16 protein-coding genes and 1 riboswitch are annotated in these 25,825 nt (G+C 39.3%); of the genes, 11 read left to right on the top strand and 5 right to left on the bottom strand.

Going from position 1 to position 25,825, the window contains the following annotated elements; all coding sequences use genetic code 11:
• Positions 1–7 precede the first annotated feature (7 nt).
• The 5 genes from rapA to thiB all read right to left on the bottom strand — a co-directional run bounded on the left by rapA (position 8) and on the right by thiB (position 8,825).
• Entirely contained in the window at positions 8–2,911 is a 2,904-nt protein-coding gene (gene rapA, locus DK861_RS09795; protein ID WP_109399965.1) for an RNA polymerase-associated protein RapA, read from the bottom strand.
• A gap of 183 nt (positions 2,912–3,094) precedes the next feature.
• Entirely contained in the window at positions 3,095–5,449 is a 2,355-nt protein-coding gene (locus DK861_RS09790; protein WP_109399964.1) for a DNA polymerase II, read from the bottom strand.
• Positions 5,450–5,537: 88 nt separating this feature from the next.
• On the bottom strand, positions 5,538–6,239 hold the full coding sequence (thiQ, locus tag DK861_RS09785; RefSeq protein WP_109399963.1) for a thiamine ABC transporter ATP-binding protein ThiQ: 702 nt from the start codon (positions 6,237–6,239) through the stop codon (positions 5,538–5,540).
• Complete coding sequence (thiP, locus tag DK861_RS09780) at positions 6,232–7,836, bottom strand: thiamine/thiamine pyrophosphate ABC transporter permease ThiP (protein WP_109399962.1); 1,605 nt, start codon at positions 7,834–7,836, stop codon at positions 6,232–6,234. The genes thiQ and thiP overlap by 8 nt, the downstream gene beginning before the upstream one ends.
• Positions 7,812–8,825, bottom strand: coding sequence for a thiamine ABC transporter substrate binding subunit (thiB, locus tag DK861_RS09775; RefSeq protein ID WP_232240014.1), 1,014 nt, complete (start codon positions 8,823–8,825; stop codon positions 7,812–7,814). The genes thiP and thiB overlap by 25 nt, the downstream gene beginning before the upstream one ends.
• A gap of 64 nt (positions 8,826–8,889) precedes the next feature.
• A riboswitch (TPP riboswitch) is annotated at positions 8,890–8,981 on the bottom strand.
• Between the two features lie 112 nt (positions 8,982–9,093).
• On the opposite strand from thiB, the gene rppH reads away from it, so the two are divergent.
• The 11 genes from rppH to recB all read left to right on the top strand — a co-directional run bounded on the left by rppH (position 9,094) and on the right by recB (position 25,824).
• Positions 9,094–9,624: an RNA pyrophosphohydrolase gene (rppH, locus tag DK861_RS09770; protein ID WP_036934096.1), complete on the top strand. Its 531-nt coding sequence runs from the start codon at positions 9,094–9,096 to the stop codon at positions 9,622–9,624.
• An 8-nt stretch (positions 9,625–9,632) separates the two neighbouring features.
• A complete protein-coding gene (gene ptsP, locus DK861_RS09765; RefSeq protein ID WP_072064285.1) occupies positions 9,633–11,879 on the top strand; it encodes a phosphoenolpyruvate--protein phosphotransferase in 2,247 nt (748 codons plus the stop codon).
• Between the two features lie 79 nt (positions 11,880–11,958).
• Entirely contained in the window at positions 11,959–12,849 is an 891-nt protein-coding gene (gene lgt / locus DK861_RS09760) for a prolipoprotein diacylglyceryl transferase (protein ID WP_006535954.1), read from the top strand.
• 45 nt (positions 12,850–12,894) lie between these two features.
• Entirely contained in the window at positions 12,895–13,746 is an 852-nt protein-coding gene (locus tag DK861_RS09755; RefSeq protein WP_006535953.1) for a thymidylate synthase, read from the top strand.
• A 232-nt stretch (positions 13,747–13,978) separates the two neighbouring features.
• Entirely contained in the window at positions 13,979–14,488 is a 510-nt protein-coding gene (locus tag DK861_RS09750; protein ID WP_239452162.1) for a potassium:proton antiporter, read from the top strand.
• Entirely contained in the window at positions 14,482–15,126 is a 645-nt protein-coding gene (locus tag DK861_RS09745) for a prepilin peptidase-dependent protein (RefSeq protein WP_239452161.1), read from the top strand. The genes DK861_RS09750 and DK861_RS09745 overlap by 7 nt, the downstream gene beginning before the upstream one ends.
• Positions 15,123–15,584 (top strand): DUF2509 family protein, encoded by a 462-nt coding sequence (locus DK861_RS09740; RefSeq protein WP_109399961.1) that lies wholly within the window; start codon positions 15,123–15,125, stop codon positions 15,582–15,584. The genes DK861_RS09745 and DK861_RS09740 overlap by 4 nt, the downstream gene beginning before the upstream one ends.
• Positions 15,572–15,913 (top strand): hypothetical protein, encoded by a 342-nt coding sequence (locus tag DK861_RS09735; protein WP_232240015.1) that lies wholly within the window; start codon positions 15,572–15,574, stop codon positions 15,911–15,913. Before DK861_RS09740 ends, DK861_RS09735 begins: the two co-directional genes overlap by 13 nt.
• A 15-nt stretch (positions 15,914–15,928) precedes the next feature.
• Positions 15,929–19,312, top strand: coding sequence for an exodeoxyribonuclease V subunit gamma (gene recC / locus DK861_RS09730; protein ID WP_109399960.1), 3,384 nt, complete (start codon positions 15,929–15,931; stop codon positions 19,310–19,312).
• Positions 19,313–19,327: 15 nt separating this feature from the next.
• Positions 19,328–22,216 (top strand): pitrilysin, encoded by a 2,889-nt coding sequence (gene ptrA, locus DK861_RS09725; RefSeq protein ID WP_109399959.1) that lies wholly within the window; start codon positions 19,328–19,330, stop codon positions 22,214–22,216.
• Entirely contained in the window at positions 22,213–25,824 is a 3,612-nt protein-coding gene (recB, locus tag DK861_RS09720) for an exodeoxyribonuclease V subunit beta (protein WP_109399958.1), read from the top strand. The genes ptrA and recB overlap by 4 nt, the downstream gene beginning before the upstream one ends.
• The last annotated feature ends 1 nt before the right edge of the window (position 25,825 follow it).

The raw sequence follows: 25,825 nt of genomic DNA, 5'->3' as shown, positions 1-25,825 counted from the left end.
ACGGTGATTATTGGTGGGTAACAACAATGAGGCGAATTGAATCTAAACGCCACGTTGCTTCATCTAAATGGTTAAGAATATGAGCTCGTTCATTTTCAATGGCTTCGACTTCATCATCACGAATATTTGGGTTTACCGCACGTAAAGCTTCTAAGCGTGATAATTCATGAGTCAGTACGCGATCAGCTTCTTCTTTCGCTTTTTGAATCAGTCCTTTCGCTTCGATTTCCATTAACGGTTCAGAAGCCTTGAGTACATGGTGTACTTCGCTCTGTACCGCATTGACCAGTTTGCTAGAAGTATGGCGGTTAACTGCATTTAATTGGCGGTTAAAACTTTCAAACTCAACTTGAGAGGCTAGGTTATTACCTTTTAGATCAAGTAATAAGCGAACGGGTGTTGCCGGTAAGAAACGACTTAAGTGAAGATGTTTAGGTGCTTGTGCTTCTACGACATAGATCAGTTCAACTAACAGCGTTCCCACTGGTAAGGCTTTATTTTTTAATAAAGAAACGGCACAACTTCCTGTATCACCCGATAAAATTAAATCTAAGCCATTACGGATAATGGGGTGTTCCCAACTGATAAATTGGGTATCTTCACGAGATAGCGCTTGCTCTCTATCAAATGTGATAGTGCAACCATCTTGTGGTAAGCCAGGGAAATCAGGTACTAACATATGATCGGATGGCGTTAAAATAATTAAGCTATCACTGCGATCTTCTTGATTAATACCGACGATATCAAACAAATTCAGTGCAAAGTTCACTAACTCAGGATCGTTATCTTGAGCTGCTATTTCACCAGCTAATTCAACACCCACTTCACCACCGTTAGAATGCATCTCTAATAGGCGGTCGCGACCTTGTTCAAGTTTGAGTTTCATTTCATCATGTTGTTTACGACAAGCCGCAATAAACTCATCAAAATCAGCTAATTCATTAGGTTGTGCAAGATAAGAGATGAGAGCATCGTATTTACTGTCGTAAATAGTACGACCTGTTGGGCAAGTATGTTCAAAGGCATCTAAGCCTTCGTGATACCAACGCAACAATACAGATTGAGCTGTACCTTCCAGATAAGGAATGCTGATATCAATGTCACGATTTTGGCCAATACGATCAAGACGACCAATACGTTGTTCTAATAAATCAGGGTTAAACGGCAGATCAAACATAACCAGTTGATTAGCAAACTGGAAGTTACGCCCTTCAGAGCCAATTTCTGAACATAGCAGAACTTGTGCGCCTTCTTCTTCGGACGCGAAATAGGCTGCAGCGCGATCGCGTTCAAGTAAAGACATACCTTCATGGAAGACGGCAGCACGAATACCTTCACGCTCGCGTAAAACTTGCTCTAACTGCAATGCAGTTGCTGCTTGCGCACAAATAACTAGAACTTTTTCATTGCGATTTGCCGTTAAGAAACCCAGTAGCCATTCAACACGGGGGTCAAAGTTCCACCATGTTGCGTTTTCACCTTCGAATTCTTGGTAAATACGTTCAGGATAGAGCATCTCTTTCGCACGAACTTCGAGGCTCTTTTTCGCTGCCATAATTTCAGCAACTTTAATCGCTGTTTGATATTGTGTTGGCAGTGGCATTTTAATCGCATGAAGTAAGCGATTAGGGAAACCTTTCACACCAGAGCGTGTATTACGGAATAACAGACGGCCCGTTCCGTGTCTGTCCATTAACATATGGATAAGTTCTTGGCGAGACTTGGTGCGTTCTTCGCCTTGGGTATTTGTCGCTTTCAGTAATGGTTCAACATCTTGCTCGCTGATCATTTCACTGATGATATTTTGTTGGTCGGTATTTAAATCATCTCCTGATAGCAAAATAGTAACAGCATCGGCAACAGGGCGATATTTTTGTTGCTCATTAATAAATTCGTTGTAGTCATGGAAACGGTTTGGATCAAGCAGACGTAAACGAGCGAAGTGGCTTTCTTGGCCTAACTGCTCAGGCGTTGCGGTTAATAACAATACTGAAGGAATAGATTCAGCTAACTCTTCAATTACTTGATATTCACGGCTTGGTGCATCTTCACTCCAAACAAGGTGATGGGCTTCATCGACAACCAGCATATCCCATGTTGCTTCAACCAAGTGTTCAAAACGTTGCTTATTTTTACGCACAAAATCTAAAGAGCAGATGATCATCTGTTCTGTTTCAAATGGGTTATCGCTATCTAATAAAGATTCACTATAACGGCTATCATCAAACAGAGAGAAACGTAGGTTGAAACGGCGTAACATTTCAACTAACCACTGATGTTGTAAGCTTTCAGGCACAATAATCAACACTCGCTCTGCACGACCATCCATTAATTGCTGGTGGATAATCATACCGGCTTCAATTGTTTTACCTAAACCCACTTCATCAGCTAATAATACGCGAGGGTTATGACGTTTACCCACTTCATTGGCGATATAAAGCTGATGAGGAATAAGGCTTGCACGAATGCCACGTAAACCACTTTGAGCTTGCTTAAACTGCTCGCTCATAAATTTACGAGCGCGGTAGCGTAAGGCAAAGCGATCCATACGGTCGATTTGGCCTGCAAAAAGGCGATCTTGAGGTTTATTAAAAGTGAGTTTGTTATCTAAGAACACTTCACGTAATTGAGCAGGCTCTTCGGTGTCTAAACGTACACCTTGATAGATAAGAAGGCCATTATCTTCTACAACGTTATCGATGGCGAGTTTCCAGCCTTCGTGACTGGTGACGGTATCCCCTGCATTGAACATCACCCGCGTTATTGGTGCATCATGACGGGAGTAAAGGCGGTTTTCGCCACAGGCGGGGAAAAGTAAGGTAACCATGCGGGCATCAACTGCCACAACAGTACCCAGTCCAAGCTCGCTTTCAGTATCGCTAATCCAACGTTGACCAAGAGTAAAAGGCATATATATAAACTCAGCTCTCAAATATATAATTTAGGAATTATTAATGAATGCAGTATTGCGGTGTTGTCATTAAAATCTGTGGGATAAAAAGTGCATTCCTAGAACAAAGAAAAGCTAATTATCACCAAAGGGGCGTTATGTTAATAGATGCAAAGCAAACCGTCACCTGCAAAATGACACAACTTAAAATGAGAGTGTCATTTGCCCATTTAACAAGGTTGAAAAATCATCTTGTATAAAAGGCAGGATAGCATCTGCAATCGGCATTAACTGCTTATTGATATAGTGCTCATAATCAGGTGCTGTGGTAATGTGTTCTAACGGTTCTGGCCCCAAGGGGGTAATTATATAACTAATCCAACCGCCTTGCTGATATTGTTGAGGTCTATTTTTGGATAAATTATATTCATCAGCTTTACGTGCCGCTTTGACATGAGGGGGAACGTGATGCTGATATTCTGATAATTTTCGACGTAACCGTTTACGATACACTAATCTATCATCATATTTTCCCGCAAGCGTATCCGCGACATAATCACGAATAAACTGCTGATAAGGTTGCTGATGAAAAATGCGTGTATAAAGCTCTTGTTGAAATTTTTGAGCGAGTGGGGTCCAATCCGTTCTGACAGTTTCTAATCCTTTAAATACCATTTTATCATTGCTTAATCCCGCATAACGCTTTTTACTACCTGTTTCCATCCCTCGAATAGTGGGCATTAAAAAACGGCGATAGTGTGTTTCATACTCCAGCTCTAATTTGCAATCAAGTTGATAGGTTTCAAAAAGGTGTGTTTTCCACCATTGGTTAACCTCTTGCACTAACTGATGCCCTATTTGTTGGGCTTGTTGCTCAGTATGTGGCGATTTAAGCCAAACAAAAGTAGAGTCTGTATCACCATAAATAACTTGATAACCTTTAGCTTCAATTAATTCTCGCGTTTTTTTCATAATTTCATGACCTCGTAGTGTAATGGATGACGCTAAACGAGGATCAAAAAAACGACAGCCCACAGAGCCTAAAACACCATAAAAAGCGTTCATAATAATTTTGAGAGCTTGAGAGAGCGGGGCATTTTTATGTAATTTTGCGTTATCTCTTTCATGCCAAATTTGCGACACAATAGTGGGTAAACAATGCTTCTCCCGCGAAAACCACGCTTGGCGAAAACCTGGAATAGCCAGTTTTTCATCGGGTTGATGTGTTCCTTCAATCATTCCGACAGGGTCGATTAAAAAAGTACGAATAATAGAGGGATAAAGGCTTTTGTAATCAAGCACAACGACTGAATCATATAAACCGGGAGTAGAGTCCATCACAAAGCCACCGGGACTATGCTCTTCAGGTTTTTCACCTTGGTTAGGCGCAACATATCCAATGCGATGCATTGAGGGGAGATAGAGATGCGTAAATGCAGCCACAGATCCTCCGCTTCTATCAACGGAAAGCCCTGTAACACAAGCTCTCTCTAATAAGAATGCCATAAGAGAGGTTGCATCAAAGATGCGGTTTACTAAGACACAATCTTGCCAATTATAATAAGCTAGTGCGGGCTTATCTTCTTTAAAGCGTCGATTAATTTCATCCATTCTGGCGTAAGGGGTATCGATGGCTTTACCTTCGCCTAACAGTGTTTGAGCAACGGATTCAAGACTAAAAGAGGGAAAATTCCATGTGGCCATTTTCAAAGCCTCGATTCCATCGATAATTAAACGACCTTGAGCCGAAGCAAAAAAATGACCTTTTTTAAATCCATGCTCTCGCCATTCTAACGGGCTATTTTGGCGGCCTAATAATAAACTGACACCATACCGTTGGGCATGTGTGTACAAAATACGCAGATCGAATTGAATTAAATTCCAACCGATAATCGCATCAGGATCGTAATGTTGTATCCACTCATTCAGTTTTTCAATTAAACGCAATCGGCTACTGACATAACATAAGCGATAACCTTTGGATTGCTGACTCTCATTCTCTGTAGATAAATTATCTGTCAACATAAACACAACATTATCGCCACAACCTGCAAGCCCAATAGAGTAAAGTTCACCAAATTCACTGGTTTCAATATCTAAAGAGACAGTTCGCAGTGTAGGGCGATAATCAGGTGCGGGTTTTAATGTCGTAATATTATTTTGTTGGTAACGAAACCAGACAGGTGCGGTAATAAAGCGCTCCATCATGTAACGTTCATGTGGGCGAATATCCGCTTCATAAAGACGAATGTGATGCTCTTTGAGTTGCTGTTCTAGTTGGACGAGTTGGCGGTATTGTTTGCAGTAGACGCCAAAAACAGGCTGCCTTTCAAAGTCTTTTAAATCGAGAGGGCGAATTTCTATATCAGGGTTTTTATTAACGAGTGAACGTAAAACCGCTTCATGTTGGCGGGCAACAAAACCGATAGCGCGTTGCATAGGAACTGTAACTTTACGTGGGCCATTATCTGTCGCCAGCCAATAAGAGACGACAATACCTTTTGGCGTGTCGCTCCAGTGGCGGGTAAGAATAAAGCCTTGTTCCGTATGACCAATCATGAGCACCTAATAAACACAAATTATTCACTAAAGATGAGTTTATTATAGTCAATATAGTGGTTATTTATACAGTTAATTTAAGCTAAGATTAATTAAATGGAATACCTAAAATAAGTGATTGATCCACTTCACCATTTATTAGTGATTGTGTATTTCCATCGTAAACAATTATACCGTTATCTATCACAATCGCTCTTGAGGCAATTTTTGCTGCATCTTCTAAGCTATGAGACACCATCAATAAGGTTAACGCTTTTTCACGGCAAAGCTGCTCAAGTAGTGCCAACATCTCAATGCGTAAAGCGGGATCGAGTGCAGAAAAAGGCTCATCGAGCAATAAGATAGGCTGTTCACGTACAAGGCAACGAGCAATGGCAACACGTTGGCGTTGACCGCCTGATAATTGGGAAGGTAAACGTTCAAGATATTCACTGAGCGCTACTTGTTTTGCTCGACTCTCTAATAGTGCTTTTTGCTCTCTAGTCAGTTTTAAACTTGGATTTAACCCCAAGCCAATATTTTGCCTTACAGTTAAATGTGGGAATAGATTATTATCTTGAAATAACATGGAAATAGGGCGTTTGGCCGGTACTGTTTTGGTATGATCTTGGCCATTAAGAAACAGGCTTCCCTTTTCTGATGGTAAAAAACCAGCAATTAAACTGAGCAATGTACTTTTACCTGCACCACTTGGCCCTAATACAGCAATGCGTTCTCCGGCATTGACCGTTAGATTAAATAAGAGGTGTTGGTGTTCATAAGTATAAGTTAGGTGCTCTAATTTAATCATAAGATTTTCCAGCGAATCGTTCTATTAGGCTAAAAAGAGAGAAGCAAAGTAGTAATAAAATCATGGCTGTTACAGCCCCATCTTGTGTGTGATAAGCACCAATTTGCTGATAAAGATAGAAAGGCAATGTTCTAAATGTTTCATTACCAAATAGGGCAACAATACCAAAATCACCAATAGAAATAACACAAGCAAAAGCAAGTGCTTGTGAAATCGGTTTTCTTAATGCTCGTAATTCGATCCAACGAAGTCGGTTGATACCCTGAATGTTAAGCGATTGACATAAAAGACCATAACGTGAAGCAATATCATTCATTGGATTTTCGAGCACTTTTAAAGCATAAGGAATGGCAATTAAAGCGTTGGTCAAAATCACTAAAATATAAGGCGATTCAGGTAATCCAATCGTATTGTTTAATAACAAAAAAAAGCCTGTCGCTAACACAATACCCGGCATCGCTAGAATGATCAAACCACTCATTTCCATAGCCTGTCCCGCTTTTTTAAAGTGGCGTAGGCGAAGTTCCCGGCTACTCCATAGCAACATCATCGTTAATACAACGCAAACAATACCCGCACCAACAGCAATAATCAGTGAGGTTGTAAAAGCTTGCCAAAGTACAGGTTGTTGTATGACACGTAGAAATTGGCTATTAAGACCATCAGTGAGTACGGCCAAAATGGGGGGCACTAAAAAGAGGAGTGCAAGTGTGATAATGAGACCATCTGCTATTTTACTAAAGATAGGATCATCGGGATCGCGCCAATGCTGTTTTTGGCTATCTCCGATAAAGAGTGTACCTTTGAGTTTTTGGCTGATAAGTACTAAGCCTAAACAGCAAAAGAGCTGGATTAGTGCTAAAAGTGCAGCACGATGTAAATCGTAGTCATAACTTAATGCTTGATAAATTGCTAGCTCAACGGTTGTTGCCGCAGGGCCTCCACCTAACGCCAGTACAGTAGCAAAACTGGCAAAACAGAGCATAAAAATCAGTGACGCAGTGGGAAGTATTTGTCGCCATAAATAAGGAAATTCCAGAAAGCGAAAACGCTGCCAACCATTCATGCCTAATTGTGAGGCTAACTGGCGTTGTTCTGGCGAGATACTTTCGAGAGCTTGTAACAGCATTCGGGTTGCTAATGGCATATTGAAAAAAACGTGAGCCAATAAAATGCCTTGTAAGCCATAAGGGGTAAATTGGTAATTAATCCCCAGCCATTCACAGATTTGAGCAATCCAACCGACTCTTCCATAAACCGTTAAAATACCAAAAAGTGCCACTAAAACGGGTAACACAAGGCTCATGGCACATAAACGTAAGAAAAGTGTTCTACCTTTAAATTGGCGTCGATAAAGTGCTTTAGCGAGCCAAATGGCAGGTAATATTGAAAATAAGGCAGATAAAAAGGCTTGCCAGAAAGTAAAACGCACGACATGCCATAAATAGTCATCAGCAAAAATAGAGGATAATTCGCCACTTGGCGCATTAATCCATAATGCACCAAATGACAATAATGCCACAATAAGCAGTAAACCCGAGGCACATAGCCCCGGGATAAGCCATTTTCCCATTAGCGACTCACCGCAGATTGCCAATTACGCGTCCACGTTTGGCGCTCTTTGGCGACAATATCTGCATCGAATTGCAATGATTTTTCGGGTTTAGGCATCACGGAATAGACATCCGGTAATGGCATATCTATAACAGGATACATCCAATTGGTTGTAGGTATCGTTTCTTGGAAAGCAGGGGTGAGCATAAATTGCATAAATTGCTGCGCTAATTCAGGTTGTTTACTTGATTTGAGTTTTGCAGCAACTTCGACTTGCAAGTAATGCCCTTCATCAAAAATCGCAGCAGCATAGTTATCTTTTTTATCCGCTAAAATATGATAACCGGGGGATGATGTGTAGCTAAGCACAAAATCACCTTCACCTTTTAAGAATAAGCCGTAAGACTCACTCCAACCTTTAGTGACTGTCAGCGTTTTCTCTGACAATTTTTTCCATTCAGTAGCCGTGTTTTCAGGATAAAGTGACTGCATCCATAGCATTAAACCTAAACCCGGTGTGCTGGTGCGAGGATCTTGATACAAAATCTTCCACTTTTCTTTGCTATTTAACAGTTCAGCCATGCTTTTGGGCGGATTCTGGACGCGGTTTTTATCATAAATAAAAGCAAAGTAACCGTAGTCATAAGGCACAAAGGTATCGTCAGTCCATTTTTCAGGTAAGGCAAGTTTGGATGTATCGATATTGCTTGGTGCGAAAAGTCCAGTTTCTTTTGCTGCATGGATCAGATTGTTATCTAACCCTAAAATAATATCAGCTTTGCTTTTATCACCTTCCATGCGTAAGCGATTAAGGAGTGATACACCATCAGACAGAGCAACCAGTTTTAGCTCACAATCACATTGTTGTTCAAACGCTTTTTTTATTGCAGGCCCAGGGCCCCAATCTGCGGTAAATGAATCATAAGTGTAAACAGTGAGTGTGGGCTTTTGTGCTAAGGCTTGAGTTGAAAAAGTGCCCATAATGCCCAGTGCGCCCAGAAGGAAAGTAAAGCGAAGTGATTTATTTAACACGTTTAGTTCCTCAGTAAAAGTCAGGTAGGATCTGAGGAGTAAGGATAGCAAACCAATGAATATTGCAACATCCTGACTCAAATCCCTACGCCAGTATTAGCTGGATCAGGTTCCACGAGTTTTTCTCAGCCTAAAAAGGCACCCCGTTGAGACTTTCCCATTGTAGATAAATACACGCGCCATGCAAAGTCTGTTGATAGAGGTTTACCGTTTGTGGGTAGTATGAAACAATGAGTTATCTTTCAAATTTGGTTATTGAGGTAGTCTAGTGATTGATGATGATGGCTACCGCCCGAATGTAGGGATTGTAATTTGTAATCGGCAAGGGCAAGTGCTTTGGGCTCGTCGCTATGGGCAACATTCATGGCAGTTTCCTCAAGGGGGAATTAATCCTGGAGAATCGCCAGAGCAGGCAATGTACCGAGAGTTGTTCGAAGAAGTTGGGTTAAGTCGCAAGGATGTCAAAATTCTTGCCTCCACACGTAACTGGTTACGTTACAAGTTACCTAAGCGTTTGGTGCGTTGGGACACAAAACCTGTTTGTATTGGGCAAAAACAGCGTTGGTTCCTTTTGCAGTTAACAAGTAATGATAAAGACATTAATGTTCAACAAAGCAAAACGCCAGAATTTGATGGCTGGCGTTGGGTGAGTTATTGGTACCCCGTTCGACAAGTCGTCTCTTTTAAACGCGATGTTTATCGACGTGTAATGAAAGAGTTCGCACCAGTAGTCATGCCATTGCAAGAACAAGTGTCTTTACCGCGTCCATCGTATGGATATCGGCGTAAAAGGTATTAGATAACACTATGCTGACACGTTTGCGAGAAATTGTAGAAAAAGTGGCTATGGCAGCTGGGCTTCCAGAAGCGCTTGAACTCTTAGTCAAGGAAACGTGTCAGGCAATGCACACGGATGTGTGTTCTATTTATCTTGCCGATAAACAACGTAGTTGTTTTTATCTTATGGCGACCAAAGGGTTAAAAAAACCTAGAGGGAGAGCGGTTAGTCTTTCATTTAATGAAGGCGTGGTTGGTGAAGTGGGGCGTCTTTCAGAGCTTATCAACCTCGCTGATATTCGCGAACATCCTAGTTTTAAGTACCTTCCTCAAGTTAAAGAAGACGATCTCCGTGCTTTTCTTGGCGTTCCTATTGTCTACCGTCGCCAACTCCTTGGTGTATTAGTTGTTCAGCAAAAAGAGCGTCGCTTATTCAATGAAAGCGAAGAGTCTTTTATGGTGACGCTGGCGACACAGCTCGGGGCTACATTATCGCAAGTACAAACTAAAGGGCTTTTTGGGCAATATCGCCAAAGTCGGATTAAAGCACTTTCAGTTTCGACTGGCGTTGTTATGGCTTATGGTTGGCAAGAAATTTCCCAGCCAGTTCTGGAAAATGTATTTAAAGCCAGCGCACTTGATATAAAAGCAGAATTAAATCGACTTACGGTAGCGTTAGAAGATGCCACTGCAGAATGTCGTCGCTTTAGTAAACGCTTTATGGCGAATGCACAAAAAGAGAGTGCCGCTATTTTTGATCTCTACTCTCATTTACTTAATGATCCCCAGCTTAAACATAAAATGACAGCGATTATTACTCAAGGATATGTCGCAGAATGGGCTGTAAAAGTGGTTGTTGAGAAAGTTTCGTCACAATTTTCTAGCCTGAAAGATGGCTACATGAGAGAAAGAGCCTCTGATCTTAAAGCATTAGGGCGCCGTTTATTATTTCATTTAGATGATGATCTAAGTTCAACTAATATTTGGCCAGAGCGTTTTATTTTGGTTGCTGATGAATTAAGCGCAAGTTTATTGGCGGAGTTACCAGAGCAACAGCTTGCAGGTGTGATTGTGCGAGATGGTGCAACACACTCACATTCTGCGATCCTTGTTAGAGCAATGGGAATTCCCGCGATCATGGGCGCGGATATTCAACCGGAGCTTTTACACAATCGTATGCTTATTCTTGATGGTTATCGTGGTGAGATTTTTATTGAACCAGAGCCTTTTATTACTCAAGAATATAAACAGATTATTGATGAAGAAAGTGTATTAAGCCAAATTGCAGAAGATCAGCTTGAACAGCAAGCTGTTCTCAAAAATGGTGAATCGGTTAGCGTTCAATTGAATGCGGGATTAAATATTAAATACGAGCAACGCATTAGCGTGGGAATAGATGGCGTTGGTTTATATCGGACAGAAATCCCTTTTATGCTACAAAGCGGTTTCCCTTCTGAAGATGAACAGAAAAATCGCTACCGCGAAATACTCTCTTTTTTCCCTGATAAGCCTGTTGTATTGCGTGCTTTAGATATTGGTGCAGATAAACAACTTCCTTATATGCCCATTAATGAGGAAAATCCTTGCTTAGGTTGGAGAGGCATAAGAATATTGCTTGATCAACCTGAAATCTTTCTTATTCAGCTACGAGCAATGCTAAAAGCAAACCTCGAATTTAAAAATTTGAAAATTTTGTTGCCGATGGTGACAAGTATTGATGAAATTGACGAAGCAAGAACATTGCTGCTACGCGCATGTAATGAAGTGAGTCGAGAGCTAAAATGTGAATGTGTTCCACCTCCATTGGGTATTATGCTTGAAGTGCCTTCATTGGTATTTATGTTGTCACAATTAGCGAATCGGGTTGATTTTATCTCTGTTGGAACAAACGATTTAACTCAATACTTGCTTGCAGTCGATCGTAATAATACCCATGTAGCATCACTCTATGATAATTTGCATCCTGCGTTATTGCGTTCACTGAATTTGATTGCAACACAATGCCAATATTATCAGTTGCCAGTTAGTGTTTGTGGCGAAATGGCAGGAACCCCTATCGGGGCATTGCTGTTAATAGGGCTCGGTTTTAGGCAGTTAAGCATGAGTGGTCGTAGTTTACCTAGGGTAAAATACTTATTACGCCATCTTGATCCTGTGGTGTTACAGTCTTTTATGCAACAAGTGTTGCAAGCTGAAACAGCAACAGAAATCAAAAAATTGTCTTCTGAATTTATGGAACGGCAAGGATTAGGTGGATTAATTCGCGGAGGTATTTAGTCTGCCTTCGTATAAGCCTTTTCTATGTTGGTATTAAATAGCCAATACAGAAATTATTGATTAAGTGAAGTAGGGAATAATGAGTATAAGCTACCTTAAATTTCCAGAGATTGATCCTGTAATGTTCTCTATCGGGCCTGTTTCATTACACTGGTACGGTATGATGTATTTAGTTGGATTTGTCTTTGCCTTATGGCTTGCAAATCGTCGAGCTGCAAAACCGAATAGTGGCTGGAATAAAAATGAAGTTGAAACATTACTTTATGTTGGTTTTGTCGGTGTGTTTATCGGTGGTCGTTTAGGTTATGTTTTATTCTATAACTTACCTGTCTTTTTAAATGATCCTCTTTACCTCTTTAAAGTGTGGGATGGCGGTATGTCGTTCCATGGTGGTTTAATTGGGGTCATTTGTGCCATGATTTGGTTTGCTAAACGTACTAAACGTAAATTTTTCCAAGTGGCTGATTTTGTAGCACCTTTAATTCCATTTGGTTTAGGTTTAGGTCGTATTGGTAATTTTATTAATGGTGAATTGTGGGGACGCGTCACATTAGATACGCCTTGGGCTTTCTTATTCCCAAGCTCTCGTTCTGAAGATCTCCAGCTTGTTGCTCAAGATCCAACAACACTACTGCCGATTATTCAAGAATATGGCGTTTTACCTCGTCATCCCTCACAACTTTATGAAATGCTGTTAGAAGGTGTGGTGCTATTTATTATCCTGAATATCTTTGTACGCAAAAGTCGTCCTGTAGGTAGTGTGTCAGGTCTGTTCCTGATTGGTTATGGTGCATTCCGTATTATTGTTGAGTTCTTCCGTCAACCAGACGCACAACTAGGATTATTTGGTGGTGTGAGTATGGGGCAAATACTTTCAATTCCAATGATTTTATTGGGTATTATTTTTATGGTATGGGCTTATCGCCAAGATAAAAAGACACCACAAAACCCAACACCAACTCACAAATAGTGTGAGATAAATTTCTTATTATTAGTTAATTACAAGAGAGACAACATGAAGCAGTATCTGGCATTGTGTCAACGCATTATCGATGAAGGGCAATGGATTGATAATAAACGAACAGGAACCCGTTGTTTAACGGTGATTAATGCCGATCTGGAATATGATGTTGCGAATAACCAATTTCCGCTGATAACGACACGTAAAAGCTTTTATAAAGCAGCAATTGCAGAGCTGTTAGGGTATTTACGTGGTTACGACAATGCAGGTCAATTTCGTGAAATTGGTTGTAATACATGGAATGCAAACGCCAATGAAAATGGAGCATGGTTAAACAACCCTCATCGTAAAGGTGAAGATGATATGGGGCGTGTTTATGGTGTTCAAGGACGTCAATGGCAACGCCCTGATGGCTCCCATTTTGATCAACTACGCAAAGTGATAGATAACCTGACTAAGGGGATAGATGATCGTGGGGAGATCGTAACATTTTATAACCCAGGTGAAACTGAGTTAGGTTGTTTGCGTCCTTGTATGCATACACACACATTTTCATTGGTGGGTGATACGCTTTACTTAACCTCTTATCAACGTAGCTGTGATGTACCATTAGGGTTAAATTTCAACCAAATACAGTGTTTTGTTTTATTAGCGCTGGTGGCTCAAATTACAGGACATAAGCCGGGTAAAGCATTTCATAAGATAATCAATGCACATATCTATGAAAATCAATTACCTCTAATGCGTGATGTACAGCTAAAAAGAGAGCCTTTACCATTACCAACGTTGCATATCAATCCAAAAATTAAAACATTGGAAGATATCGAAACATGGGTAACAACGGATGATTTTACTGTTGAAGGTTATCAATGCCATGAAGCAATAAAATACCCATTTACGGTTTGATTTTTCCTTTATGTTTTAAAGCCTCTGTTTAGTGATAAACAGGGGCTTTTTATTCCTATCATTAAATTTAAATTCAATAATCTAAGATTAGCCCCAGCCTTGTTGATGACTATTTTTTTGTGTTTGTTCTGAAAATATAGTTACTGCGTCATCGTTCGAAAAAAACACTCTCTTTTATTTACCTTACAAAGGTTTAGCTGCATTCTCATCGCAGGCTCTAGAGGAGAACAAAATGAACAGTAATATGGAAATAAGCCTAAATAGTAAACTTGAACAAGAGAGTGAATGGGGGATAAGCCTGCTTGAAATGCTTATTGTCATGATGATTGCCTCGATTTTAAGTTATTTATCAATTACGACCTATCAGCAATTTACTCACCAACGTCAATTGATACATAGTGTACGAGAAACCATTGCATTTCTTTCATATCAACGACAACAAGCGCTACTGTTTAATATAAAAATTAAAATATCACTTCATTTATCACCCAGCAATAAAGTCGTCGCTACACCTTTTTCTCAACGGCATTTAACTGAAAAACAAACAATTTTTCAATTAACCACGGGTATTCAACTTAAACAATCAACGGTCTCAAATTTTACGTTTGGGGATATTCGTCAAACTTTAAGACCAATGAGCTTTGTACTTCAAAGCCCAGAGGGTGAAGTAAAAATTGTTATTTCATCTTTAGGGAGAATAAGAGCATGTAGCCAGAAAATTAAGGTATTTTCGCCATGTTAAAGCGATCAATATTTTCATTTTCATCTGGCATGATGCTGATGGAATGCCTTTTTGCCATGGCAATTAGTGGCGTTCTATTTCTGTGCATTAGTCGGGCATATCCGCAAGTAATGAACACACTGCTCCATTCTTACCAAAAATATCAGTTAGATATTTTTTTAAGGGAAAGGTTATTAGTGCTAGAAACACAATTAAGGCGCACTGGATATTGTCAGGGTGAGTGTGCTTATGTATCGCAGTCAAAGGGGTTACACTTTTCACCATTAAAAATAGGGCAGTATTCTTATCAAGAAAAAAACTCCTGCGTTATTTTCGCTTATGACGTAAATGGCAATGGTCGATGGGATGCGCCTTCCTCAAAAGAGAGTGATTATTTTGGTTATCGGCTTAGAAATGGGCAACTAGAACAATTAAGAGGAGTACAAGATTGTACTTCTTCAGGATGGCAACGATTCTTTGAAAGTCATGAAATAGAAGTGACGGAGTTTATTTTACGTCCTTACTCAAAGCAACATCTTATCAAAAAGAAACCCTTTTTTTATCTCTCTGTTTCCTTAAAATTTCATTTAAAACAATCGCCTACTGTGAAACTGCATTATAAGAATAACATTCGGTTAAGGAATGTGGCCACGTTATGAGTATTGATTTAATTAATAATAAAAATGATCAAGGATTTGCAAGTTTACTTGTCGTAATTGGGTTTATTGTTATGAGCTTATCAGCGCTAGGAAATTTTGCTTATCATTACAGGCAATCTCAACAAATAGTAATGCAAGAGTTGCAAGCACGACAGGCTTTTTTATTTGCTGAATCTGCATTAGCGTGGGGAATAAACCGGAATTGGGAAATTCTATCGTCACAGTTAAATAAATGGCAGTGTCGTCATTTTCATGTAAACCCTAAAATAAAGAGTTGTTTATTTTTGATTTCTTTAGAAAAAGGATTATTACAAGGACAAGCAGAAAGCTTAAATGGTTATAAAATATATCATTATCAATGGGTTGATTTTTTGAAGGACAAAAATAAATCCATGGTGGCGCATCCAAATGGATGGTTAGATTATTGCCCATTAGTGCATAAGGAGTGTGTGTTATAGATAACATTCAAAATAAATCAGAAAGTGGCTCTATTTTACTTAATACAATGTTTATATTACTGTTTTTTAATATTAGTTTTGTCGCTATTATAGGGTATAGTCAATCATTAAAAGCTGACTTTCAGCGGTTAATTCAAATGCAGCAGGCAGGGCAGGAACTTTTTGTTTTATTTGAACAAATGACTGATAAATTACCTGACTATTTCGTAGCCAATTCCAAAATAATGACACGCTCACTATTACAGTCTGAAGGTTGTCAGGAAATAGAAGGTTATGTTGCCAATAATGTATTACCCGAAATAAAGCTGTATTACTGGTCATGCTATTAATAAGATGAGGATCTGATGTTTCATATATATCACTCAAATCAGTTGTCATTACTAAAGTCACTTATGGTGCACTTTATGCAGACCAGACCACTCTCTTCTCCCTTTGAACAAGAAGTGATCCTTGTACAAAGCCCCGGAATGTCTCAGTGGTTGCAAATCCAGCTTGCCGAAAGCTTGGGTATTGCTGCTAATATCCGTTACCCATTACCAGCAACCTTTATTTGGGAAATGTTTACGCGGGTGCTATCAGGTATACCTAAAGAAAGTGCTTTTTCTAAAGATGCCATGACATGGAAATTAATGGCATTATTACCTGAATATTTATCTCATGAAGAATTTAAACCGCTACTTCATTATCTTGATGATGATGAGGATAAACGTAAATTACACCAATTAGCAGGGCGTGTTGCTGACTTATTTGACCAATATTTGGTATATCGTTCAGATTGGTTAGCTTCGTGGGAAAAAGATGAATTGATAGAAGGGCTGAGTGAAAATCAGCGTTGGCAGAAAATATTGTGGGTAGCGTTACAGCAATACACAAAAGATCTCAATCAGCCCCAATGGCATCGTTCTAATCTTTATCAGCAATTTATTTCGACATTAAATGGTGCAAAAGAAGGAGAACTTCAACACTGTTTTCCACCCCGTATTTTTATTTGTGGTATTTCGGCATTACCGCAAGTTTATTTGCAGGCTCTGCAAGCTATCGGTCGTCATACAGAGATCTATTTACTCTTTACCAATCCTTGCCGTTACTATTGGGGCGATATTCAAGATCCTAAATTTCTTGCTCGGCTGAATAGTAGAAAACCTCGTCATTATCAGCAATTACATGAATTATCGTGGTTTAAAGATGAAAAAAATGCCTCATCATTATTTAATGAAGAGGGGGAGCAAAATATCGGTAATCCGCTATTAGCCTCATGGGGAAAATTGGGTAAAGATAATCTCTATTTTCTTTCTGAACTTGAGTATACCGATGTATTGGATGCTTTTGTTGATATTCCAAGAGATAATTTACTTCATCAATTGCAAGCTGACATTCTTGATTTAGAAGATTTTTCGCAATTAGGTACAACACTTGAAACTTATGAATGTAGTGAAAATAAACGTGTAATTTTACCAGATGATAACTCATTGACTTTTCATGCCAGCCATAGCCCACAGCGTGAAGTAGAAGTACTACAAGATCAATTACTGCATTTATTAGAGCAAGATCCCGAATTATTACCACGTGATATTATTGTGATGGTTGCGGATATCGATAGCTATACACCTTATATTCAAGCGGTGTTTGGTAATGCACCTTCAGAACGTTATCTTCCTTTTGCAATTTCAGATAGAAAAGCTCGTCAAGCACACCCTGTATTACAAGCTTTTATTACGTTGTTAGAGCTTCCTCAAAGTCGTTTCACTGCAGAACAAGTATTAGCTTTACTTGAAGTTCCAGCTTTAGCTGGGCATTTCTCTATTTTTGAAAATGAACTAAAACTACTACGTCGTTGGGTCGATGAATCAGGCATACGTTGGGGATTGGATGATGAGAATGTGGCTTCATTCTTATTACCCATCACGGGTAAAAATACGTGGGAGTTTGGTTTACTGCGCATGTTGCTTGGTTATGCGATGGAAAGTGAAAATGGCCCTTGGAAAGGGGTCCTTCCTTATGATGAGTCAAGTGGCTTAGTTGCTGAGCTTGCAGGGTATCTCGCTGATTTTATTTATACATTAAGTGAGTGGCGTACACGTTTGAGTGAAACTCGCTCATTAGAAGCATGGCTAGAAATTGGACAACAATTAGTTGATGCTTTCTTTGAATCTGATGAGGAAACGGAATTAGTTTTAGCGCTTATTATCCAGCAATGGCAAAAGGTGATTGAAAATGGACTGAAAGCGCAATATCAAAATGAAATCCCGCTAGTCCTTATTCGTGATGAATTAACCGTACGGTTTGATGATGAAAAAATCAGTCAGCGTTTTTTAGCGGGTAGCATTAATTTCTGTACGTTAATGCCTATGCGCTCTATTCCCTTTAAAGCGGTGTGTTTATTAGGCATGAACGACGGTATTTATCCTCGTAATATTCAGCCGTTAGGGTTTGATTTAATGGCGGAAAAACGCCGTCGTGGTGATAGAAAACGTCGTGATGATGACCGCTATTTATTCCTTGAAGCGCTTAGTTCAGCTGAAAAATACCTTTATATTAGTTATATCGGGAAATCGATACGAGATGATCGAGAATGTAACCCATCCGTATTAATCAAAGAGTTACAAGATTATATTGGGCAAAACTTCCGTTTGCCGGAAGATGGTGAACGCAATGTCGATGAAAGCGCGATTCGTATAAATCAGCATTTATTAACACAACATAGCCGTGTTCCTTTTGCTCAAGAAAATTTCCGAATCGGTGCTTCTTTTCGCTCTTATGCTTCTGAATGGCTACCTGCTGCCAGTGGGCAGGGGGAAGTTCATCAATGTTTTACGGAAGCACTTAGTGATGATGACACAATAGATAAAGTCTCAATTGACGAGCTTGCACGTTTTTATCGCCATCCTATTCGTGCTTTTTTCCAACAAAGATTAAAAACAAACTTTGTTATTGAAGAAACAGAATTACCTGAAGAAGAGCCATTTGTGATAAATGCGCTTCAACGTTATCTATTGAATCAATGGTTATTAAAAGCATTGATTGATCAAAGTTCAACAGAAGCTTTGTTTGAGCGTATCAAAGCAGCGGGACAACTTCCGGCGAGCGCATTTGGTCAAATTTATTGGGAGCAACAAATAGAAGAGTTACTTCCTTTAGCGGAAAAGATAAGAAGTGAACGATCAGCCACACATTCTGTCACATTAGAGCAAAGCTTTAGTGCAATGCCACTGATTGGCCGTTTAAATGAGGTACAAACTGATGGTTTATTACGCTGGCGACCTGCCAGCTTAACAGCTAATGATTTATTACAGCTTTGGATTGAGCACTTAGTTTATTGTTTAAAAGAGGGGACGGGCGAGAGCCGGTTTTACGGCAGAAAAGAGACTCAATGGTGTTTATTACCTGTTGATCCTGAATTTGCCTATTCAACATTAGACAATTTAATTAGTGATTATAAACAAGGGTTAAACAGCCCATTAGCGCTATTTGCGAAAAGTGGCTGGGCTTGGTTACAAGCTTGCTATGATAAAAAATCACAAGCGTTTTTATTTGATGATGAAGAGACACTAGAAAAAGCAGAATTAGTTCTAATGCAACATTTAACGGATGGTTATAATCGAGATGGTGAAATGAATGACATGTATGTTCAGCGTGCTTTCTCTCAATTAGACGAGCCTTTTTTACAAACAGTCAAACAGACGGCATTAACAATATTTAAACCAATAATTCCATTTCTGAAAAAATAAGGGAGCTCATATCAGATGAGAAAATACTGCTCGCAACTAGGGATCATGTTGCTATTGATGCTACTGAGTATCAACAGTTTTGCTGCTGATCCACTCTGGCAAGTATTGCCTGATAGTATTGAAAAAAGTGAGAGTGATCCACGGCAATATCAAGCGATTAAACTACCTAATGAAATGACCGTATTACTGGTTTCTGATGAAAAGGCAGTTAAATCATTAACGGCAGTTGCATTACCTGTTGGAGCATTAGAAGATCCGGATAGCCAGCAAGGTCTTGCGCACTATTTAGAACATATGGTGCTAATGGGATCGGCGAAATATCCCCAATCAGGCAGTATGTCTGAATTCTTACAAAAGAATGGGGGCTCTCATAATGCGAGTACAACGACCTATCGTACTGCATTCTATTTAGAAGTGGAAAATAGTGCTATTAATGAAGCAGTTGATCGCCTTGCTGATGCTTTAGCTGAACCCTTACTTGATCCTAAAAATGCCGATCGTGAGCGTAATGCGGTTAATGCTGAATTAACAATGGCGCGTGCGCGTGATGGTATGCGTTTTTGGCAAGTCAGGGCTGAAACTTTAAATCCATTACATCCAAGTTCTCGCTTTATGGGGGGGAATCTAGAGACATTAAGTGATAAACCAAATAGTAAGCTTCAAGATGAATTGATTAAATTCTATCAAAAACACTATTCTGGTAATTTAATGAATGGTGTTATTTATAGTAATAAATCACTTGATGAATTATCTAAATTAGCCGCAAACACTTTCGCTCGTATCCCGAATAAAAAGGCAGATGTGCCAGTCACCACAGTACCTGCTATGACGGATAAAGAAAAAGGGTTAATGATCCATTTAGTACCCGCTCAACCGCAAAAGACTTTACAAATTGAGTTTGGTATAGATAACAATATTGCTGATTTTCGTAGTAAATCTGATGAATATATTGGTTATTTAATCGGTAATCTTAGTGCAGGCACATTGGCAACATGGCTACAAGATCAAGGTTTAGCTGAAAGTATTAGTGCATCTTCAGAGCCTTATATCGATCGCAATCAAGGATCATTTACGATTTATGTTGCGTTGACAGATAAAGGTTTAGCGCAAAAAGACAAAGTGATTTCCGCTATCTTTTCATACATTCGTTTAATTAAGACGGAAGGTATCAGCCAACGTTATTTTGATGAAATTGCGAATGTATTAGATCTTTCATTCCGTTATGGCTCTATTGTAAGAGATATGAATTACATAGAAGGTATTTCGGATATGATGTTGCGTTATCCAATCAAAAATATCCTCAATGCGGGTTATATTGCTGATAAGTATGAGCCTTCAGCTATTCTTTCTCGTCTTGATTCTCTTACACCAGAGAAAGCGCGTATTTGGGTAATAAGCCCTAATGAGCCGTCTAACAAACAAGCTTACTTTGTTAATGCCCCTTATCAGGTTGATAAAATCACAGATAAGCAATTAAAAACATGGCAGACATTATCGGATGATATTTCATTATCACTGCCAGCACTTAATCCTTATATCCCTGATAACCTTTCTCTGATTGATGCGGATAGCAAAATCATCAAACCAGAATTGTTGTGGCAGGATAAAAGCGCTCGCTTGTTTTATATGCCATCACACTATTTCTCTGATGAGCCTAAAGCCAGTGTGACATTAAGTTTAGTGAATAAGGGATCTGACATTACCGTTAAGCAACAAGTGACACAAACTTTAACGGATTATCTTGCTGGTTTAGCGTTAAGTGAATTATCTTACCAAGCTTCTGTTGCTGGAATGAATATCTCATCCTCATCAGGACAAGGCATTGATTTTTCAATGAATGGTTATACACAACATTTACCAGAACTCGTTAATGCTACACTGAAAAGCTATATGAGTTTCGAATCAACTCAAGAAGAGCTAGATCAAGCTAAATCTTGGTATCGTGAACAACTTGATGTGACTCATAACTTAAAAGCATTTGAAGAAGCTATGTTGCCAGCTCGTCGATTAAATATGATCCCGTATTATGAAGAAGCTGACAAACTCAAAGCATTAGAGTCAATTACACTGCAAGATATTATTGATAATCGCCGTGAAGTAATTAAAAACGCAGCACTTCAAGCACTAATTATTGGTAACTTAACGCCAGAGCAAAGCCGCGATATAGCTAAATCTGCACACGAATTATTAGGTAATCAAGGTACAGAATACTGGATCGGTGAAACATTAGTATTCAATAAATTAAATGCGGTTGATTTTCAAAGTAAATCGAAGAGTACAGATAACGCATTAGGTGAGCTTTATATCCCAATAGGTTATAGCCGTCTTGAAGGTCAGGCAATTTCTTCAGTATTAGCGTCTGTTATCAAACCTTGGTTTTATGATCAATTAAGAACAGAAGAACAGCTAGGTTATGCAGTATTTGCTTATCAAGGCACTATGGGTGAACAGTTTGGTCTAGGTTTCTTATTACAAAGTAATGCTAAACCGCCAGTTTACTTAAATGAACGTTATAACGCATTTTATCAGCAAGCCTATGAACGTTTGAAAAAAATGAGTGAAGCAGATTTTAATCAGTATAAGCAAGCCATTATTACTGAAGTTAAACAACCACCTCAAACGTTCTATGAAGAAGTTTCTCTTTATCGAAATGACTTCCATCGTAACAACTTAAAATATGATGGACGTGAAAAATTCTTAGCTGAGCTTAATAAAGTGACTTTAAAACAAGCTATTGAATTTTATGAAAAAGCAATTATAAAACCGAACGGATTTATTTTTGTCTCTCAAGTTATTGGTAAAGATGGCAAAGATGCTGATTACGCCGAAAATAAACAGTGGAAACGTTACGCCACAGTAAGCGAATTACAAAAAACTTTACCTATTGAGGAAATTAAAGAGTGAGTGAAGTGATACAGGCACAGCCACTAAACCCGTATACACTTCCGCTGTACCAAAGACGCCTCATTGAGGCGTCAGCAGGAACAGGGAAAACTTATACAATAGGGTTGTTGTATTTACGGTTGCTTCTTGGATTAGGCGGGGAGTCTGCATTTTACCGCCCTCTCAGTGTTGAAGAGATTTTAGTTGTGACATTCACGGATGCGGCGACAGATGAATTACGAGCACGTATTCGCAAAAATATTCATGAACTAAGACTTGCCTGTATTCGCCATGATGTTGAAAGTTGCAATGATACTTATCACGGGTTACTTAAACAGATCCCTAATAAAGATCTGGCTGCATTATGGTTGCTCGAAGCAGAGCGCCAAATGGATGAGGCGGCTATTTATACGATTCATGGTTTTTGTCAGCGTATGTTGGCAAACAATGCATTTGAATCAGGCGTCTTGTTTGAACAAGTCTTGATCCAAGATGAATATGAACTCAAAAGGCGGGTATGTGCTGACTTCTGGCGCCGCCATTGTTATCCACTTTCTTATGATGTTGCTAATGCAGTAAGCCAGATTTGGTCTGGCCCTGAACAACTGCTTTATGAAATACAGCCTTATTTACAAGGTGAAATGCCTGAAATCGAAGGTGTGGCATTAGACAGTGAAAATGAATCAGTTAAAGAGCGTCATCAAGCGGTTATTGAAGCAATTAACAAGGTGAAAACGCGTTGGCATGCACATCAACATGAAATTGAAGCATGGATAACAGCTTCGGGTGTTGATAAACGTAGTTATAGCAGTCGTTTTTTACCAAAATGGATTGAAGAAATAACGTTGTGGGCGTCAACAGCAGAAACGAAAAGCTATCAATTACCAGATTGTTTGGTTCGTTTTTCGCAAGAAACGCTGAATGAGAAGAGCACAAAAGGCCCAGCACCAGAACATATTCTTTTTGTTGAAATTGAACGATTAACAAAGCAGAGCTTGACTCTGCGTGATGTTATTCTGGTCAATGCGATCCCTGAAATACGTCGAGGCATTGAAAATGAAAAGATGCGTCGCGGTGAAATGGGGTTTGATGATTTATTAACACGTTTAGATAGAGCATTGAAACGGGAAAGTGGTGAAGCTTTAGCGCAAGCTATTCGTGAACGCTATCCAGTTGCAATGATTGATGAATTCCAAGATACAGATCCCCAACAATATCGTATTTTTGATGCGATTTATGGTGAGTATGAAAACAGTGGGTTGTTGTTTATCGGTGATCCTAAACAGGCAATTTATGCTTTCCGTGGTGCGGATATTTTTACTTATATTCAAGCCCGAAAGCAGACATCTCATCACTATACATTAAATACTAACTGGCGCTCTGCGCCGGGTATGGTGAATGCAGTTAACAAGCTTTTTATGCGTTCCAATGCTCCATTTCTATTTGAGCATATCCCTTTTATTGAAGTAAGCTCGGCTGAAAAAAACCAAGACATGGCCTTTGTTTACCATGACAAACCGATTTCACCTTTTAATTTTTGGCTTGCTGAAGGTGAAAGTGTTTCTACGGGAAATTATGAGCAAATTATGGCAGCACAATGTGCTGCACAAATTCGTGATTGGTTATCAGCAGGGGATCAGCAACAGGCTTGGCTGATCGAACAAGGTACAAAAAAAGCGGTTACATCTGCTGATATTATGGTATTGGTGCGTAGCCGCAGAGAAGCGATACTGATCCGTGATGCATTGAATTTACTTTCAATACAGTCAGTATTCTTATCCAATCGTGAAAGTGTTTTTGAAACCAACGAAGCCAAAGATCTACTTTGGCTATTACAAGCGGTTGTAACACCTGAAAAAGAGCGAGTTTTAAGGGCTTCTTTAGCCAGCCGATTATTTGGGTTTAGCGCAAAGCAAATTGATGATTTGAACCGCAGTGAGGCACACTGGAATAGTTACGTGGAGAAGTTTGCTGATTATTATGTATTGTGGCAAAAGCGTGGTGTTTTACCAATGTTGCGCAAGATCATGATGGATAATCAAATTGCAGAAAATTTACTCGCAAGTATTGGTGGTGAACGCCGGCTTACAGATATCATGCATATTGGTGAACTATTACAAGAAACATCATTACAACTCGATAGTGAACATGCTCTTATTCGTTGGTTAGCGCAACAGATTTCTCATCCTGATGCACAATCTGAAAACCAACAAATGCGTTTGGAAAGTGACCGAAATCTTGTACGAATTTGTACTATCCATAAATCTAAAGGTCTTGAATATCCGATTGTTTGTTTACCTTTTGCTTGTAATTACCAAGAGCAAAAAGGAGCGCTTTATCATGATAGAGAGAAATTTCACGCAAAATTAGATATTTTTAGCCGACCTGAAAGTTTACGCTTAGCGGATGAAGAGCGCTTAGCTGAAGATTTACGCTTACTTTATGTGGCATTAACGCGATCTAAATTTTGTTGTTATGTTGGTGTGGCTCCTCTTGTCAAAGGGAATAAACGTAAGTCAGGGCTGACTGATTTGCATAAAAATGCGTTAGGGTATTTATTACAGCAAGGCGAAGAAGGTAATAGTGAATTATTACATCAAGCAATTCATTCCTTATTAGATGATAATATCAGTGTTACAACGCTTGATAATATATCAGCGCATCGCTACCAGTCTCAATTAGTCCCTGAAACCAAACTTGAAGCTGCTATATTTAAACGTCAGATCCATGATAATTGGCGTATAACAAGTTATTCAGGATTAACCTATCAGCATTCAAATCGTCATTATCATTTTGATTTAGGTGATATTGAGTCTTTGGTGCAATCTATCGCACCGGGACTTGATACAGATGCTAAAGGTGAGAAACGACAAGGAGAGGTTGATGAAAATTCTATTCATCATTTCCCTCGTGGTGCAGTCGCAGGAACGTTCTTACATAGTTTGCTGGAAGTATTAGATTTTTCGCAACCTATTGATGAACAGTGGATGCAAGGACAATTGAGCGTTCAAGGTTTTGATGAAAAGTGGGCTCCCCTTTTAGTTACTTGGATGGAAACACTGTTCCATACACCTCTTAATTCTCAAGGATTGTGTCTTGCTGATATCCCAAAATCACAACAACTTGATGAATTACAATTCTATTTACCTATTGAAAAAGAACTATCATCAACCCAATTGACCCAGTTAATTAGTCAGTTTGATCCTCTATCAAGACATTGTCCGGCTCTGCAATTTCAACAAGTAGAAGGGATGCTTAAAGGATTTATTGACTTAGTCTTTTCTTGGGAAGGTAAATACTATGTTGTGGATTATAAATCGAATTGGTTAGGTGAATCGAGTGAGGATTACACACAAGAAGCGATGATGAATGCAATGATGGATCATCGCTACGATTTACAATATCAACTCTATACCTTAGCGTTACATCGTTTTTTACAACAGCGCATCCCTGATTATGATTACAAAAGCCACTTTGGTGGAATTTATTACCTCTTTTTACGTGGAATAGACAAAGCGCACCCTGGAAATGGTGTTTATGCCTATTTACCTGATGAAGCTTTTGTTTTGGCATTAGATTCACTATTTACAGGGCAAAGTAGCAAACCCGATGTAGTCGGTGAGAAATAAA

The sequence above is a fragment of the Proteus sp. TJ1640 genome, assembly GCF_003144445.1.
GTDB classification, from domain to species: Bacteria; Pseudomonadota; Gammaproteobacteria; order Enterobacterales; family Enterobacteriaceae; genus Proteus; species Proteus penneri.
The sequence above is the reverse complement of the archived record's forward strand: the minus strand, read 5'-3'. Positions and strand labels throughout refer to the sequence as shown.

What these genes read in the sequence shown, in the direction of transcription:
- ptsP (WP_072064285.1), top strand. Translation starts at nt 9,633, where the DNA reads ATGCTGACACGTTTGCGAGAAATTGTAGAAAAAGTGGCTATGGCAGCT.
- DK861_RS09740 (WP_109399961.1), top strand. Translation starts at nt 15,123, where the DNA reads ATGAGTATTGATTTAATTAATAATAAAAATGATCAAGGATTTGCAAGT.
- lgt (WP_006535954.1), top strand. Translation starts at nt 11,959, where the DNA reads ATGAGTATAAGCTACCTTAAATTTCCAGAGATTGATCCTGTAATGTTC.
- rapA (WP_109399965.1), bottom strand. Translation starts at nt 2,911, where the DNA reads ATGCCTTTTACTCTTGGTCAACGTTGGATTAGCGATACTGAAAGCGAG.
- DK861_RS09745 (WP_239452161.1), top strand. Translation starts at nt 14,482, where the DNA reads ATGTTAAAGCGATCAATATTTTCATTTTCATCTGGCATGATGCTGATG.
- ptrA (WP_109399959.1), top strand. Translation starts at nt 19,328, where the DNA reads ATGAGAAAATACTGCTCGCAACTAGGGATCATGTTGCTATTGATGCTA.
- DK861_RS09790 (WP_109399964.1), bottom strand. Translation starts at nt 5,449, where the DNA reads ATGATTGGTCATACGGAACAAGGCTTTATTCTTACCCGCCACTGGAGC.
- DK861_RS09750 (WP_239452162.1), top strand. Translation starts at nt 13,979, where the DNA reads ATGAACAGTAATATGGAAATAAGCCTAAATAGTAAACTTGAACAAGAG.
- thiQ (WP_109399963.1), bottom strand. Translation starts at nt 6,239, where the DNA reads ATGATTAAATTAGAGCACCTAACTTATACTTATGAACACCAACACCTC.
- recC (WP_109399960.1), top strand. Translation starts at nt 15,929, where the DNA reads ATGTTTCATATATATCACTCAAATCAGTTGTCATTACTAAAGTCACTT.
- DK861_RS09755 (WP_006535953.1), top strand. Translation starts at nt 12,895, where the DNA reads ATGAAGCAGTATCTGGCATTGTGTCAACGCATTATCGATGAAGGGCAA.